Raw genomic sequence first — 16,059 nt, 5'->3', positions numbered from 1 at the left:
TCTATTTAAAGGTCAGTTTTGATTTATTATCAGAAACTTTCAATTCAACAATATCTCCTAAAATTAAAGCTCTATTATCATCTATATGTCCGGCAGGAAAATCAAATAAAATCGGAAAATCAGTACCTTCTGTTACTCGGTTTACAATGTCTTCTAATGTTTCCCCAAACTCGTTTCCTTCATTGCTCTTTAATTTAAAATCTCCAACTATCAATCCGGCACATTTCTCAAAATAACCGGCTCTTTTCAAACTAATCAACATTCTATCAATATGATATAAAGCTTCACCAACATCTTCTACAAACAAAATTTTACCGTCCATATTCAGATCAATATCTGATGACAACATGCTATAAACAATCGATAAGTTACCACCAACCAATTGCCCTGTTGCCTCTCCATTTCTGTTCTTGGTAGAACCATCAAATGAATAACCCAATTTTTTTCCAAAAAGTGACTTTTTCAAAGCTGTAATAGATTCTTTTTGAATGGGTTCATTCAATTTGAGCGTTAAAGGCATTTGTGCATGAATAGATTCTACACCCAATTGGTTCAGTTTATTATGCAATACAGTGATATCGCTATAGCCTACGATCCATTTCGGACGCTGCATGAATCTTGTAAAATCTAATTCATCAACAATCCTAACCGCACCATAACCTCCTCTAGCGCACCAAATGGCCTTTATACTTGGGTTATCCAGGGCATTTTGAAGATCTTCCAACCTTTCTCCATCTGTTCCTGCAAAAGTATTATCTTGAGAAAACAAGTGATTTCCAAGAAAAACGACCAAACCCCAGTGATTGGCCAGTTCAATTCCTTGATCTACAGAACTCTTATCTTTAATTCTACCGGCAGGAGCCAATATCATAATCGTATCCCCTTTTTTTAAATAGGGCGGTTTAACAACATCCCTTGTAATTGAGGTAGCATATCCAGATTGATCTTGAGCTAATACAAAGTTTGGCAATAAAAAAAGACAGGTAATAAAAAGTGTTAAAATAGGACGCATTAGAGTTATTTTAAGAAACGTAAATGTAAACATTTTTTAAAATTAGGGGTCAAACAGATGTTATGTGGTTTTTATTACTTTTGTGGTCTTTAATTTAAGTACATGCACAATCCAAAAAGATACACCATTACGGCAGCTTTGCCTTATACAAACGGTCCTGTTCATATCGGCCATTTGGCAGGAGTTTATGTTCCGGCAGATATTTACGCCAGATTTTTAAGACTAAACAACAAAGAGGTTGCATTTGTTTGTGGATCCGATGAACATGGTGTTCCGATTACCCTTAAAGCGAAAAAAGAAGGAATTACACCGCAAGAAGTGGTCGATAAATACCATGCCATCATCAAAAAATCTTTTGAAGAATTTGGTATTAGTTTTGACAATTATTCTCGTACCTCAGCAAAAATTCATCATGATACTGCCTCTGAATTTTTTAAGAATTTATATGAACACGATAAATTTATAGAAGAAACTTCTCAGCAACTTTATGATGAAGAGGCCAACCAATTTTTGGCAGATAGATTTGTAGTCGGTACTTGTCCAAAATGTGGAAATCCTGAAAGTTATGGCGATCAATGTGAAAAGTGCGGAACAAGCCATAACGCAACAGATTTAATTAATCCTAAATCTAGTATTACAGGAAATACACCCACGCTCAAAGAAACCAAGCATTGGTATTTACCTTTGAACGACTATGAAAATTGGCTAAAACAATGGATATTAGAAGAACACAAAAATGATTGGAAAACAAATGTACTCGGCCAGGTAAAATCTTGGTTAGACGACGGATTAAAACCTCGTGCGGTAACCCGTGATTTGGATTGGGGAATTCCAGTACCTGTTGCAGGTGGTGAAGGAAAAGTACTTTATGTTTGGTTTGATGCACCCATTGGTTACATAAGTTCTACCAAAGAGTGGGCTGCTCAACAAGGCAAAGATTGGGAGCCTTTCTGGAAGGATGCAGATACGAAAATGGTTCATTTTATAGGCAAAGACAACATCGTTTTTCATTGTATCATTTTTCCGGCGATGCTCAAAGCTCACGGAGATTATATTATCCCCGAAAATGTTCCGGCAAATGAATTTTTAAATTTAGAAGGCGATAAAATCTCAACATCTAAAAACTGGGCAGTTTGGTTACATGAGTATCTGCTCGAATTTCCAAATCAGCAAGATGTTTTGCGCTATACTTTAACCGCAAATGCCCCAGAAAGTAAAGACAACGACTTTACATGGAAAGATTTTCAGGCGAGAAATAACAACGAATTAGTGGCTATTTTTGGCAATTTCATCAACCGCGTTGTGGTATTGACCAACAAATATTATGAGGGAATTGTGCCAAAACCTAATCAATTCACACAAATTGATCTGGAAGTCTTAGAACAACTCAAGAAATATCCGCAAATACTTGCCAATTCAATTGAGAGATATAGATTTAGAGAAGCTTCTCAAGAATTGATGAACTTGGCAAGATTGGGCAATAAATATTTAGCAGATGAAGAGCCATGGAAACAAATTAAATCTGATCCCGATAGGGTTCAGACTATTATGTATGTCGCTCTTCAAATTGCCGCCGGATTAGCTTATTTATCTGAACCATTTTTACCCTTTACATCAGAAAAACTAAAAGGTATTTTACAATTGCCAAACGGAGATTGGAACTTGGTTTCAGAAAACGAAGAACTTCTTTCCATAGGATCAAAAATTGAAAAAGGAACCTTACTTTTTGAAAAAATTGAAGATGTCCAAATTGATGCGCAATTGGCAAAACTAGAGGCAACCAAAAAAAGTAATTCAGCTGAAAATGAGCCTGCAGAACCTCAAAAAGAAACCATTCAATTCGATGATTTTACCAAATTAGACATCCGCGTTGGAACCATTTTGGAAGCAGAAAAAATGCCAAAAACCAAGAAATTAATGAAATTGAAGGTTGATGTGGGCATTGATGTACGCACCATTGTTAGCGGAATAGCTGAATATTTTAGCGCAGAAGAAATTATTGGTCAGAAAGTGACCGTTCTTGTCAATCTTGCGCCGAGAAATCTTCGCGGAGTGGATAGCCATGGTATGATTTTGATGACCGAAGATACTGAGGGGAAACTCACTTTTATAGAACCGGGTATGGATCATGTAAAAAACGGTGAATCCATCAGCTAACATAAAGATTTCATGGAGATCATCTCTTTTATTCAAAAGCAAACTCAGCTGCCAAAAACAGGAATTGAGCAAACCGTTCAATTGCTTAATGAAGATTGTACCATTCCATTTATTTCGAGGTATAGAAAAGAAAGAACAGGCAGCTTAGACGAGGTTCAAATTGCTGATATTCAAAAATATAAAGTTTTATTTGAAGAATTAGAAAAACGCAAACTTGCCGTTTTAAAATCGATAGAAGAACAAAATCTATTGACCGAAGATCTCAAAAATAAAATACTTTTTACTGATAATTTATCAGATCTAGAAGACTTATATCTTCCTTTTAAAAGAAAAAAAAACAGCAAAGCCGAGATCGCGAGGCAAAATGGTTTAGAACCATTGGCAAAAATCATCATGAGCCAAAATGCTACGAATCTGGAGGGAATTGCTAAAAAATATTTAAACAAAGAGGTATTATCTTTTGAAGATGCGTTTGAAGGCGCTCGTCATATCATGGCAGAGTGGATCAATGAAAGGACAGATTTTAGAAATGAGCTCCGAAATCAACTTTTGCGAAATGGTGTTTTTCTTACCAAAGTGATAAAAGGGAAAAATGAGGATGAAAATGCCCAGAAATACAGAGATTATTTTGAAAATTCTGAGTCGATTTCCAAATGCCCCTCTCACCGCCTGCTTGCCATGTTACGCGGAGAAAAAGAAGGTTTTATCAAAGTAAAGATCGATCTGGATAACGAATACATTCTTGAGAAATTTGAACAGCGATTGATCAGACAAAATTCTGAGAGTTCAGAACACATCCGCTTAGCATTGATAGATGCCTATAAAAGACTTTTATTTCCTTCTATCTCCAACGAAATTTTAGGTCAGGTAAAAGAAAAAGCCGATGAGGCCGCGATTGAAGTTTTTGCCAAAAACCTCGTCCAATTGTTGTTAGAATCTCCTTTGGGAGAGAAGAATATTTTGGCTATCGATCCGGGGTTTAGAACCGGATGTAAGGTGGTTTGCCTGAATAAACAAGGAGATTTGTTACACAACGAAACTATTTTTCCGCATCCGCCACAGAATGATAGGCCTTTGGCTTCCAAAAAAATTCTTTCTTTGGTAAATGCCTATAAAATTGAAGCTATCGCTATAGGTAACGGTACTGCTTCCAGAGAAACGGAAGCTTTTATCAAAAAGATTCAATTCCAAAAAGACATCGAAGTATTTGTAGTCAGTGAAGCCGGAGCTTCTGTTTATTCCGCTTCAAAAATTGCGAGAGAGGAATTTCCGAATTATGACGTTACGGTCCGTGGCGCAGTCTCTATTGGCCGCCGATTGGCCGATCCTTTGGCAGAATTGGTAAAGATCGATCAAAAATCGATTGGTATCGGGCAATACCAACACGATGTAGATCAAACAAAACTCAAACAAAAACTCGATCAGGTGGTTGAGGTTTGCGTAAATAAAGTAGGTGTAAATTTAAATACGGCCAGCAAGTCTTTGTTGAGCTATGTCTCCGGAATCGGACCAAAATTGGCAGAAAAAATTGTGGAGTACCGCGCAGAGCATGGATCTTTTGATAACAGAGAACAATTAAAACAAGTTCCCAGATTAGGCGACAAAGCCTTTGAACAAAGTGCCGGATTTTTAAGGGTAAAAAACAGTAAAAACCCACTTGATGACTCATCTGTTCATCCTGAAAGTTATGCCTTGGTAAAAAGGATGAGTAAAGATGTTAAGGTTGATCTGAAAGACCTCATTGGCAATCCAACTGTCTTACGAAGTATTGATGTACAAAAATATGTAAGCGATGATATCGGCTTACCTACCTTACAAGATATTTTAAAAGAACTTGAAAAGCCTGGGTTAGATCCGCGTGAAAAAGCAAAAATTTTCACTTTTAACGAAAATATAAAATCTATTGATGATCTAAGAGAAGGTCAGCTTTTACCTGGAATTGTAAATAATATCACCAATTTTGGATGCTTTGTAGACATCGGAATCAAAGAAAGCGGATTGGTACACATTTCTCAGTTGGCTGATAAATTTGTGAGCGATCCCAATGAAATTGTGCACCTTCACCAACATGTTATTGTCAAAGTTTTGGAAGTGGACAAAGCGCGAAAAAGAATTCAACTCACTTTGAAAATTAAATAAAAAAAGAGCCCGAAGGCTCTCTTTTACTTGCTTCCCAAAAGCAACAACTCCTGACAGACTATTTCTGTAACGTATCTTTTTACCCCTTGTTGGTCTTCATAAGATCGGGTAGAAAGTTTACCTTCTATAGCAATTTCTTTGCCCTTGTCTAAAAACATTTCTGCGATTTCTGCCGTTTTATTCCAGGCCACCACATTGTGCCATTCGGTATCTGTTACCTTTTCACCTTTGTTGTTTTTGTAGGTTTCGTTGGTAGCAATAGAGAATTTTGCCATTTTTTTACCGGAATCTAGCGTCTTGATTTCTGGTTTGTTTCCTAAATGCCCGATTAATTGTACGCGGTTTCTTAAGTTATTCATGATGTAAATTTTTACGCCTGATTGAACAGACTGGTTTATAAAAAGTTTTGATGAGGCAAAGATGAGACAGCAGAAAAGCTCGATTCGGTTACTAAACATTTACTTTCGTATGTAATTGAATGTAAACGGTTGTAAACGGATAATTTTGCTTAATTTTAGGTTTAAAACTGATTGAAACCAATTAAATTATTATTCCTTTTAAAATGATTAGACGAAATGATTTCATCCAAATAAGGAAAGAAGTTGATTTGGCGGTTAATGAAGCATTCGATTTTGCTAAAAAGAATGAAAAAAATAAAAACGACTACATTCTTTTTTTAGCTCGATCATCTTACGATACAGTAGTTAATAAAACTAAATTTAATCCGTGGCAGTTAGAAAATTCAAAAGTTGAATTATATGATCGCCACAGAGTTGACTTTTTACTTCAATATTTAAATCAACAATATGGGTTTTTATCCGAAAATTCTACTGATTCTAAATTTTCATTAGGAATTGAATTAATGATTTATACTCATTTATGGGAATCGAAGCATAATTTAGGAAACTTTAAAAAACTAGCGGACTTGTGTGACTCTCGCGAATATGATTGGAATGTAGTAGTACCAAGTGAATCGAAATACAAATTTGTAAAAAATCATATCCGAGAAGTTTTTCGTAAACACAATCTTAAAATATATGATGTAATAAAAGATAGTTATAAATCTCAATTAAGAAATGCTTTTGCACATTCTCAATACCATTTCGGATTGGATAGTCACAGCATCTTTCTTGAAAATTATGAGGAGAATAATCAACCAATAAAAAGTTTGACGTTTGATGATTGGACAATAATATTCTTGAAATCGGCTCTTTTACAAAATTTCTATCATAATAAATTTACTTCCGAAATTAAATCTTTAGAAGACGGTAAGGAATTTCATGTGACAATGGAATTTAATGGAGAGAACAAAAGTGGAATTATTTCTTACGATAAAAAGAAAGATCGATTTAATAGCAGAATTAAATAACTGTTTTCAAACCACTATTATAATTCATTGTTTTTCTGTATTTTAACAAAAGTTAGTGAAAATAAAAAGATAATCGCTAGCAGAAAATTTTGGCTTGTTTAACCACAACAAATCATAACTAAAAAGCTGTAACCAATTAAAAAATAGCATTTTCATGAAAACTATATATACATTTTTAATAAGCTTAATCATCATGACAGCATGTAAATCTAATAAATCGAAATTAGAAAAAATGGTCGAATTCGGACAAAAATATACGGATGCCTGGAATAGTAAAGTACCCGAAAAAATGGCTTCATTTTACGCAGAGAACGGAACACTCACTGTAAATAAGGGTACGCCAGCGGTGGGTAGAAAACAATTAGCAGAAACAGCTAAATCATACATGGAGGCATTTCCTGATTTAGAACTGACAATGGACAGTCTGACCAAAGAAAATGGAACTTATAGGTATTACTGGACTTTTAAAGGAACTCATTTAGGTCCGCAAGGAACAGGCAATAAAGTTGATTTTAGCGGATTTGAGGAATGGACAATGAATGAAGGACTTATCCAAAATTCGATCGGTACCTATGATGCCAATGAATATGAAAGTCAACTGAAGGGGAATTAAAAAGACCAAGGGGTAAAAACTTTGAAAGTTAACAGAAAATGAAAAAATGGATCTTACAAAAAAAGAGATAGCAGAACTTTTTTCGAATGGAAAATTTGATCAAATAATAGACTTTTTAAGCGAAGAAATAGTTTGGAACGTTATTGGAGAGAAAACTTTTGAGGGGAAAAAAGACGTTGTGGAAAATTGTATTCAGATAGCAGAATATTTTAAATCTGTACAAACGATTTTTAAAACTGAGGAAGTTGTGGTCGATGAAAACAAAGTTATCGTATTTGGAACAGCGGAATTTAGAAGAAATGACAAGCGAATAAATTTTATCTCTGCTTGTGATCTGTACCTCTTTAACAATAGAAATAAGATCGAAAAAATATCATCTTATTGTATAACAGAAAAAAATAATAATGGATAGAATTACTGTAAAAACTTCTGTTCGCGCTGATATTGATAAAGTTTGGCTTTATTGGACTAAAAATGAACACATTAAAAATTGGAACTTTGCCACTGATGAATGGTGTTGTCCAAAAGTAGAAAATGACTTAAAGCCGAATGGAAAATTCGTGTGGCGAATGGAAGCTAAAGATGGTGGTATGGGGTTTGACTTTACAGGAACATATGACATAGTAATTGATAGAGAAATGATTTCATACCATTTGGATGACAGTAGGAAAGTTGAAATTGAATTTACTCCAATGGGAAATGAAGTTAATATGAGGGAAACATTTGATACTGAAGCAACTTATTCGAAAGAACAACAACGCGAAGGTTGGCAAGCGATTCTTGACAATTTCAAAAAATACGTTGAATCAAATTAATTTGTAAAATGAAACCGACCCTAGCTGCATTTTTCTTGCTCATTCATTTATCGCTCTGCGCCCAAACCCAAGAAGAGGAAATTAAAAATACTTTGGTTGACATGTGGGATGCCATCGAAAAAAATGATCTGGAAAGTTATGCCCAATTTATCCATCCGGATTTTACACAATTCGGAGAAACAGATCCTGTTTTACAAACAGGAAAGGCTGCTGAAATAGAGGGCATCAAAAATTGGCTAAAAAATTCTTCAGATATTCATACAGAAATGATCGATCCAAAAGTTACGGTGAAAGGAGATGTGGCATGGATCACCTATTATTGGTCTGATAAAGGGTTAACTTCCGGTCAGGTTTTTACATCAAAAGGTAAATCGACAAGGATATTTGTCAAAGAAAATAACAAATGGCTCTGCATTCATGGCCATTATACTTTATTACCAAACTAATATGGAAACAAAAACTTGTGCCGAGTGTGGCGAACCTATTTTAGGTAGAAGTGACAAAAAGTTTTGCAGCGATTATTGCAGAAATGCATATAATAACAAGGTAAATCGAGAAGCGAAAAACCTTATCCGAAATACAAATAATCACCTCAGAAAAAATTATAAAATTCTTTCTGATTTAAATGTCACAGGTAAAACAACCTTGCCAAAATCAAAATTAACAGACCACCAATTCGACTTTAATTTGTTCACCTCCATTTATACCACAAAAAATGGAAACACCTATTATTACGTATATGACCAGGGCTATTTAAAATTGGAAAATGATTATTATCTGCTCATCAAAAGAGAATAGATGATTTATATTTGCGTTTTTATGCGGTTATTTACTATTTTTGAGATATATTTTTATCCAATCAATGAAAAAACTGCAAATTACCGTATTCTTTCTTTTTCTAATTACACTTCAAACCTACTGCCAGCAAACCCATTCTTCACAGAAGAAAGAGTTGGGCCAAAATATAGATCTAGTTCCTAAATTTGCTTTGTCAGGAAAAGATATTGTCCCACTAAAATCTTCTTTTTCAAAATCAAATTTAACGGTCTTTGGTTTTTTACCCTATTGGGAATATGCTGATGCTAAAACCAATTTGAAGTACGAACTTCTTACTCACATCGCTTTGTTCGATTTTATGACCAACTCCAAAGGAGAAATCACGAATCCTAGTGGTTGGCCTTGGACAGATATCATCAACAATGCACATTCTGTTGGCACTAAAACAATACTTACTTTGACTAATTTTGGTGGTGCCGAGGATCCGGCTGAGGTTGTACACAAAATCCTCACTGAACCTGTGGCGCAAAACACCTTAAAACTGAATATCAAATCATTGATTTTAACTTACCAACTAGATGGCGTAAATGTAGATTTTGAAGGCTTAAATACTGCAGACCGCGGTGCATTATTAAACGACTTCATGAAAGATCTCACAGAATTTATCCACACAGAATTACCCGGAAAAGAAGTTTCATTTGACGGTCCTGCGGTAAACTGGGGAGGTTGGGATTTAGATGGTCTTTGCGACGCTGTAGATTATCTGATCATTATGGCCTATGATTATAACGGGGGTTGGAGCAGCAAAACCGGAGCCGTATCGCCACTCGTACATCCTTCTGGAGGAATCTCTGTTACAAAAAGTCTGACCAATGATTATCAAGCACCACTATTAAAAAATCCGAATAAGCTAATTCTAGGCGTACCTTATTATGGTAAATATTGGACAACTTCAACCGGACTAGCAAATTCTGCTGTGATTAAATACATTAGATCAACTTTCTATAAAACTGCAGCAGATGAAGCCATATCAAAAGGTGGGTTTATTTGGAATGATGATTCTCAAACACCTTGGTACAAATGGTTAAACGGGGAATGGAATCAGGTTTGGCAAGATAATGAGCAAAGTTTATCTAAGAAGTACGATCTCGCATTGCAGGAAAATCTTGGTGGAATTGGTATTTGGGCGTTGAATTACGACGGTGATAAACCTGAATTATGGGACCTTATCTCAGCTAAATTCTTCAACCAATTGTCTGTAGATCATCTTGAAAGCAGTGCTTTATCCGTTTTTCCAAACCCCTCAAATGGAAAATTCTTTATCCATTCCTCAAAAAATTTAGCAATAAATTCAATTGCTGTTTATAATCCTTTTGGTCAGAAAATACCAATAGAACTCATCAATAATTCATTCGATCTTTCTGCCTTTTCCAACGGAATCTACTTTGTCAGATTACATGATGATCAAGGTTCCATTTCGCAGATAAAAATATTGAATCAATAAAATCTTATTTTTAGTTTTTCTTTAAATATAATTGCTGTCTTTTGTAAAAACTTTTGTTTTACATGATTGCTTTTCTTCACACTTCAGACATTCACATCCCAAAGTTTGACGATTTGGTTAAAAAATTTAATTCCAAAATCGAGGTACAACATTTTGTCAACGCAGAAATACTAGCAAGTGCTTTAGTAAATGGAAAAACGGATCATGAAACTTTTTGTGCAGAAGTAGAAAAGATCAAAGCAAGTAAACCAAAATTAATCATTTGCACTTGCTCTACTTACGGAGGGGAATGTGATGATATGGAAGGAATTGAACGAATAGATTTACCCATAGCCAAATATTTGGTAAAAAATTATCGACGAATAGCATTGGCTTATACAGCCCTTTCTACCAAAAAAACAAGTGAAGATTTACTTTTAAAATCAGCTGAACAACTCCATAAAACGATTGAAATTGTTCCTTGTGATTGCTCTGATGCTTGGCCCTTTTATGAAAGTAATGATTTTGAAAATTACGGTTTAGTAATCGCAGAAAAAATTCGTACTATAGCGCCAAAAGTGGACGTTGTCTTTTTAGCCCAGGCTTCAATGGAAGTGGCCAAACAACATTTAAAAGGTTTATCACAAAATGTTTATTCAAGTCCTGAATTTGGTATCAAAACCTTTTTGCATAATTTTGACCTGATTTAATCTGAATAATGAATGCTGACCACTTCGATATCGAAAAACTCAAAACAGAATTAAAAAACTTAAAACGTTTACTGATTTTTCATACGATTATTTATGTTTCACTCATTTTCTATGTGGTGGCAAAGAATTATCCCGAAGTTCAGCTAGACAACAACTTATATCAATCATTGGTCTGGCTTAATTTAATTGTCATCTTTTATTTTATTTGGTTTTTGTGGACCAAAATGCCAACCTCTCAAATAGACAAAATAAGAGGGACTCTACTCATTTTTTTTCTCGGTATTTTAGGCATGTGGATTTGGTTTCCCAGCAAACGTAAAATTGAGGAGCTCAACAAGCAATAAGAAATAATTGTAACAATTTTAGAACCTCTTCGTCTTAGGTAAAAAACAATATGTCATTTCGTTTTTTAATCAATTCAATTTTTTTGCTCTTTGTTTTTGCTGCAAATGCCCAATTTTTTTCTATTGAAGGGAACGTAAAGGATAAAAAAAACAACGAACCATTACCCTATGCCTCTATCACTTTAAAAAAGAGTAGGCTTGGCACTATCAGCAATGAAAATGGACAATTCGAAATGTATATCCCAGAAAGGGTCATGTCGGATACTTTGGTTGTAACCTATATCGGATTTGATAATTATGAAATTCCTGTCAAAATAATCAAGAATAGCATAGAAATTACCTTAACTGAGGCTAATAATGTTTTAGATGAAGTTTTAATCACGAAACTTTCTCCGTTAGATTATATTGAGCTCGCCAGAGAGAATATGGCTCTAAATGCACCTCAGGCACCCTTTTCAACTACAGCTTATTACAGAGAAAAATTTATAGAAAATAACGCTATTATCAACAAGCATGAAGGGGTTTTTAGATCGTACTACAAATCATTTCAAGACAGTGCAAAAAGCGAACATCAATTGCTTTTATACAGACCTGAAGAGAATCCGCAGCAATTTAAATTTATGCGGGAATGGTTAGATAAAAAAAGAGAGAAAAGTAAGAAAAGAGCGCAAAAAAAGGGTGAAGAATGGGAGGATGAATGGGATGAGGATTCATTTAAAATGGATTTTGGGGGGCCAGAAAGTGTGCTGGATATAGATATTTATCATGACAATGATGCCAACTTTTTGAACCCAAAACATTATAGCAAGTACGAATATAGTTTTGGTGACGAAACGGTTCTCAATGGTGAGCCGTTAATGACTATAGTTTTCAAAGCAAAAAAGTCTATAGACTATATCCGAGATTCGGGCACCATTTTAATTAGTCGAGATACATATGCCATCGTTCAAGTTGAGCAAAAAGGAAAATTCGCTATTCCCTTTCTGGTAAAACCAATCCTTTTTGCTGTTGGTCTTAAAATAGCTAATCCGCGTTTTACAAAAACGATAACATATCAAAAATATGAGAATCAATGGTTTCCACAATTATTTCGTTGGGATGCCAATGTCATATTAGAAAAAAGAAAGTCTTTTGATAAAAACGAAGAAGCCAACATTAATATTGGACAAGTTTTTTCTGTCATTGAATTTAACCAACAAGCAAGTCCGATCGAACCTTCAAAAAAATTCGACCCCGGAAAAGAGATGCCGGAGCAAGTTTTTAATGATGACGGTTTGATATGGAACAATATCAATGTGGTAAAAGATTAATGCCTTTGCTTTTTTTGTTACATTTATAGGTCAATCCAGAATCAAAAATTAATGCAAAGTCAGAAATCATATATTCCTACTATTTCATTTTTACTCATTGTCTTTTTTATCGGTTGGAGTATTTCAAGTTTAAGTCCAGTACCTAAAGGCGAAAATGTACCATTGAATCAATTTTCTACAGAAAGAGCTTTAGTCCATGTTAAAAATATCAGTGCAAAGCCTCATTATGTCGGTTCAAAAGCCCACGCCGATGTCAGGACTTACATCGTTCAAGAATTAGAAAGCCTAGGTCTTTCTGTCGAAATACAGGATCAAATTGCCATTAATAGAAAATGGCGAGCCGGAGCAAGTACCAAAAATATTTTAGCAAAAATTGAGGGAAGCAAACCTGGAAATGCATTGGTTCTACTCACACATTACGATTCTGCCCCGCATTCATCTTTAGGCGCCAGTGATGCAGCCAGTGGTGTTGCAACAATTTTAGAGGGTTTGAGGGCGTATTTAGAGCAAGGTAACATACCTGAGAATGACATTATCATTCTGATCTCTGATGCAGAAGAATTAGGTTTGTTAGGTGCTAATGCATTTATAAAACATCACCCCTGGGCAAAAGAGGTAAAATTAGCGATCAATTTTGAAGCAAGAGGCAGTGGTGGACCAAGCTTTATGCTTTTAGAAACCAACGGAGGAAACAAACAGCTTATCAAAGCCTTTAATGAAATTAATCCTAAAAAAGCCGTAGCAAATTCATTGTTGTACAGCATTTATAAATTATTGCCCAACGACATGGACTTGACTGTTTTTAGAGAAGAAGATAATATCCAAGGCTATAATATGGCCTTTATTGATGACCATTTTGACTACCATACAGAATTAGATACTTATGAAAGATTAGATAAAAATACATTGGCCCATCAAGGTGCATATATTATGCAATTATTGCCTCATTTCGCTCAAGCAGATATTACTCAATTGCATTCAGAAGAAGATCTGGTTTATTTTAACTTTCCGGGGTTAGATTTGTTAAACTACCCGTTTACTTTTGTTCTACCAATGACCATTCTCGGATTTATCTGGTTGTTTATTTTGATTTTCTTAGGCTTTAAAAAGAAAAAATTACATCCGATATCTATAGTAAAAGGGTTTATCCCCTTTCTTCTATCTTTAATTTTTACAGCCCTTTTGTGCTTTTATGGTTGGAAAATAATTTTAAAATTGTATCCTCAGTATCGTGAAATTTTACATGGATTTACTTACAATGGTTATTATTATGTCACAGCTCTTTTATCTTTAGCACTAGCGCTGTGTTTATTTTTTTACAGAAAGTTTTTTCTAAACTATTCTGTTTCTGATTTAGTGATTGCGCCTATTTTTATTTGGCTGCTTATTAATTTGTTGATTGCCTTTTATTTACCCGGAGCGGGATTCTTTATTTTACCCGTATACTTGGCACTCCTCGTCTTATCTTTCTTACTCTTTACCGAAGAAAAAAACCATATTCAGTTGCTCTTTTACACAATTTTCTTTCTTCCCGTATTGATCGTGTTTTCACCTTTAATTCAGATGTTTCCTTCAGGTTTAGGCCTAAAAATGACTGTGATTAGCGGTGTTTTTGTTGTGCTTATTTTTGGGTTAATGTTACCCGTAATTGCATCCTTTAAAAACAGAAAAGAGTTTACGAAGTTGTTTTTACTGATAGGAGTTTTAGCCTTAATTTCGGCCGGTTTCACCTCAGAGTGGGACACAGAAAGAAAAAAGCCCAATAGTGTCGTTTACATTGCGGATGTTGATACCAATAAAGCTTACTTCGCCAGCTACGACCAGAAGCCCGATGAATATACCTCTCAGTATTTATCAGATGATCCAATTTCTGGAAACTTATTTCAAGATTTTTCTCCCAGCAAATATGGTACTGCATTAAGTTTATATCACGAAACTGAATTCATCAATTTTCACCAATCTGAAATTAAACTTATCAGAGATTCCGTTGTAGGCGACTTCAAACAAATCACTTTTCGACTTACGCCCCTAAGAAAAATAAATAGAATAGAAATTTTAAGTGAAAATATAATGCATTTTAAAGAGTTCACTTTAAATGGTGAGGAACTCAAAGGCAATGAGGATTTTATTTTCACTACGGAAAACAGACCTCATGTTTTGAGTTATTACTTTTCTGAACCCGGTGAATTTATAGAAATTTCATTTTCTATACCTAAGCATGAAAAACCTGAGTTTTTGTTATTGGAAGCTAGTTATAACTTTTTTGAAAATAAAGATTTAAAAAAATATACGTCAAATTTCTCAAAACGAAATAACACGATGATACCAAAACCATTTGTATTAAATGATGCTATAATCGTGAAAAGAAGTATTCAATTTTAAGTGTAATAAATATAGTTACACTTAGGGTTCAGAGGCTCGGGTTAAAAAAATACTATATTTGCTTTTTCTATAAAATTTGGAATGGACAAACCAAAATCAAAGAGTAAAATAAAAGAAAAACTTACGTTTAAGTACCGCTTTGTGGTATTAAATGAAGATACCTTTGAAGAGCGCTTTTCTTTTAGGTTAAATCGCTTAAGCGCTTTTGTCTTTGGTAGTTTATTTTCAATTTTTCTTATTGTAATTACAACTGCGCTCATTGCTTTTACCCCGCTTAAAGAGTATATACCTGGGTATTCATCTTCGAAGCTAAAAAAAGATGCTGCTACCTTAAACTACAAAGTAGATTCACTATCACAATTGCTGAATTACAATAATTTATTCATAGAAAACTTTCAGCAGGTCTTAAAAGGAGAAATTGCACCAGACGATTTCAACAAAGATTCATTGATCCAGGTGTTAAGCATCGATGAAGTTGATTTAGCTCCAAGTGAATTAGACTCTTCTTTTAGAGCGGAAATTGAAAGAGAAGAAAGATTTAATGTATTCGAAGCAGCCACCAAAAGAACAGATGTTATTTTTACTTCTCCTGTGAAAGGGAGGGTAACAGACAGATACAATCCAAAAGAAAAACATTTTGCCGTTGATATTGCCCTGGACAAAGATACTCCTGTAAAATCTATAGCTGATGGTACAGTAATTTTCAAGGGTTTTACCGCCGATACTGGATATGTGATTATTATTGAACATGTTAATGGAATAATCTCTGTATACAAGCACAATTCAACCATACTTAAAAATCAGGGAGATTTGGTGAAGGCAGGTGAAGCTGTTGCTATTGCCGGATCAACCGGAGAGCTTTCTACCGCAACACATTTACATTTTGAATTATGGGAAGGTGGTTATACAGTAAATCCTGAAAATTATATCGATTTTGAATAATTTTAA

Annotated in this window: 16 protein-coding genes; 14 read left to right on the top strand and 2 right to left on the bottom strand. The window is 34.6% G+C overall.

Annotated elements, in window-relative coordinates; translation table 11 throughout:
- Position 1: 1 nt before the first annotated feature.
- The gene (locus tag ACFQ39_RS06955; RefSeq protein WP_377177418.1) at positions 2-1,012 is read right to left on the bottom strand and encodes a S66 peptidase family protein; all 1,011 of its coding nucleotides are present in this window, start codon (positions 1,010-1,012) and stop codon (positions 2-4) included.
- Positions 1,013-1,114: 102 nt separating this feature from the next.
- On the opposite strand from ACFQ39_RS06955, the gene metG reads away from it, so the two are divergent.
- Together metG and ACFQ39_RS06945 are read left to right on the top strand one after the other, a co-directional pair.
- Complete coding sequence (gene metG / locus ACFQ39_RS06950) at positions 1,115-3,169, top strand: methionine--tRNA ligase (RefSeq protein ID WP_377177416.1); 2,055 nt, start codon at positions 1,115-1,117, stop codon at positions 3,167-3,169.
- Positions 3,170-3,181: 12 nt separating this feature from the next.
- Entirely contained in the window at positions 3,182-5,308 is a 2,127-nt protein-coding gene (locus ACFQ39_RS06945; RefSeq protein ID WP_377177414.1) for a Tex family protein, read from the top strand.
- 23 nt (positions 5,309-5,331) lie between these two features.
- Here the strand turns inward: ACFQ39_RS06945 and ACFQ39_RS06940 are convergent, their stop codons facing one another.
- Positions 5,332-5,667, bottom strand: a complete 336-nt coding sequence (locus tag ACFQ39_RS06940; RefSeq protein ID WP_377177412.1) for a single-stranded DNA-binding protein — start codon at positions 5,665-5,667, stop codon at positions 5,332-5,334.
- A gap of 203 nt (positions 5,668-5,870) precedes the next feature.
- Between ACFQ39_RS06940 and ACFQ39_RS06935 the strand changes: the two genes are divergently transcribed.
- From ACFQ39_RS06935 to ACFQ39_RS06880, 12 genes are all read left to right on the top strand, one after another.
- Complete coding sequence (locus ACFQ39_RS06935; protein WP_377177410.1) at positions 5,871-6,677, top strand: hypothetical protein; 807 nt, start codon at positions 5,871-5,873, stop codon at positions 6,675-6,677.
- A gap of 154 nt (positions 6,678-6,831) precedes the next feature.
- Positions 6,832-7,290: an ester cyclase gene (locus ACFQ39_RS06930; protein WP_377177408.1), complete on the top strand. Its 459-nt coding sequence runs from the start codon at positions 6,832-6,834 to the stop codon at positions 7,288-7,290.
- 46 nt (positions 7,291-7,336) lie between these two features.
- A complete protein-coding gene (locus tag ACFQ39_RS06925) occupies positions 7,337-7,702 on the top strand; it encodes a nuclear transport factor 2 family protein (protein ID WP_377177406.1) in 366 nt (121 codons plus the stop codon).
- Positions 7,695-8,105, top strand: coding sequence for an SRPBCC domain-containing protein (locus tag ACFQ39_RS06920; protein ID WP_377177404.1), 411 nt, complete (start codon positions 7,695-7,697; stop codon positions 8,103-8,105). Before ACFQ39_RS06925 ends, ACFQ39_RS06920 begins: the two co-directional genes overlap by 8 nt.
- A gap of 8 nt (positions 8,106-8,113) precedes the next feature.
- Positions 8,114-8,551: a YybH family protein gene (locus tag ACFQ39_RS06915; RefSeq protein ID WP_377177402.1), complete on the top strand. Its 438-nt coding sequence runs from the start codon at positions 8,114-8,116 to the stop codon at positions 8,549-8,551.
- Between the two features lies 1 nt (position 8,552).
- Positions 8,553-8,903, top strand: coding sequence for a DUF2116 family Zn-ribbon domain-containing protein (locus ACFQ39_RS06910; RefSeq protein ID WP_377177400.1), 351 nt, complete (start codon positions 8,553-8,555; stop codon positions 8,901-8,903).
- A 64-nt stretch (positions 8,904-8,967) separates the two neighbouring features.
- Complete coding sequence (locus tag ACFQ39_RS06905) at positions 8,968-10,386, top strand: glycosyl hydrolase family 18 protein (RefSeq protein WP_377177398.1); 1,419 nt, start codon at positions 8,968-8,970, stop codon at positions 10,384-10,386.
- 62 nt (positions 10,387-10,448) lie between these two features.
- Complete coding sequence (locus tag ACFQ39_RS06900) at positions 10,449-11,075, top strand: hypothetical protein (RefSeq protein WP_377177396.1); 627 nt, start codon at positions 10,449-10,451, stop codon at positions 11,073-11,075.
- Between the two features lie 8 nt (positions 11,076-11,083).
- Positions 11,084-11,419, top strand: a complete 336-nt coding sequence (locus tag ACFQ39_RS06895) for a hypothetical protein (protein ID WP_377177394.1) — start codon at positions 11,084-11,086, stop codon at positions 11,417-11,419.
- Positions 11,420-11,469: 50 nt separating this feature from the next.
- Complete coding sequence (locus ACFQ39_RS06890) at positions 11,470-12,729, top strand: carboxypeptidase-like regulatory domain-containing protein (RefSeq protein ID WP_377177392.1); 1,260 nt, start codon at positions 11,470-11,472, stop codon at positions 12,727-12,729.
- A 51-nt stretch (positions 12,730-12,780) separates the two neighbouring features.
- On the top strand, positions 12,781-15,111 hold the full coding sequence (locus tag ACFQ39_RS06885) for a M28 family peptidase (RefSeq protein WP_377177390.1): 2,331 nt from the start codon (positions 12,781-12,783) through the stop codon (positions 15,109-15,111).
- 81 nt (positions 15,112-15,192) lie between these two features.
- Positions 15,193-16,053 (top strand): M23 family metallopeptidase, encoded by an 861-nt coding sequence (locus ACFQ39_RS06880; RefSeq protein ID WP_377177388.1) that lies wholly within the window; start codon positions 15,193-15,195, stop codon positions 16,051-16,053.
- The last annotated feature ends 6 nt before the right edge of the window (positions 16,054-16,059 follow it).

The organism is Namhaeicola litoreus (assembly GCF_042679565.1).
GTDB lineage: Bacteria > Bacteroidota > Bacteroidia > Flavobacteriales > Flavobacteriaceae > Namhaeicola > Namhaeicola litoreus.
The sequence above is the reverse complement of the archived record's forward strand: the minus strand, read 5'-3'. Positions and strand labels throughout refer to the sequence as shown.